The following is a 561-nucleotide window of genomic DNA, read 5'->3' on the forward strand; positions in this document are numbered from 1 at the left end:
ATTTAGCGCTGACGGGTGAGCGCCAGGGGGAAATATCCGCAGGCTGTGGAACGGAAAAATCTATTGGTAATCGCTTTCAGTATCGCCATGAAAACGAAATTCTGGTTTATCAGCTCTCCTCCAGCAGCGTCAGCACCGCTGGCGGCGTGCATCATCAGGGCCTGCGCTTCACCAAACCCACCGACAAAAGCTCGCCACTCCTGACCACCGCCATTAATGAGAATGAAAAGCTGCAGCTGATCTTCGATTTTTATCGCACCAATAGCTACGGGCGACAGGAGAAATACTATCAGATAGAACTCCGTGGAGCATCTGTTCAGGGGATTATGCATTCTATAAATCCGGGTGTTCTCGATAGCGAAAATATCACTGTGAGTTATGAATATATTCGCAGTAAACATCTTATTGCGAATACGGAGTTCAGCAATCTGCTCCTGCCTGACGCCTATAACCAACTGTTTCCACCCGATGAAATAAAACAACCTGAAAAACGCCATATTACCCTGACGCTCGGTGTGTTTTTTGATGGAACCGGTAATAACGCCGTGAACACGCAAAACA

1 protein-coding gene is annotated in these 561 nt (G+C 47.4%); it reads left to right on the forward strand.

All coding sequences use genetic code 11. The annotated features are described in order from the left end of the window. Window positions 1-62: 62 nt before the first annotated feature. Window positions 63-561, forward strand: a 499-nt coding sequence (gene tssD / locus K5E19_RS23620; protein WP_311775532.1) for a type VI secretion system tube protein TssD, incomplete at its 3' end; no start/stop codon positions are given.

The sequence above is a fragment of the Enterobacter sp. RIT637 genome (genome assembly GCF_019718755.1).
Classification (GTDB): Bacteria; Pseudomonadota; Gammaproteobacteria; order Enterobacterales; family Enterobacteriaceae; genus Enterobacter.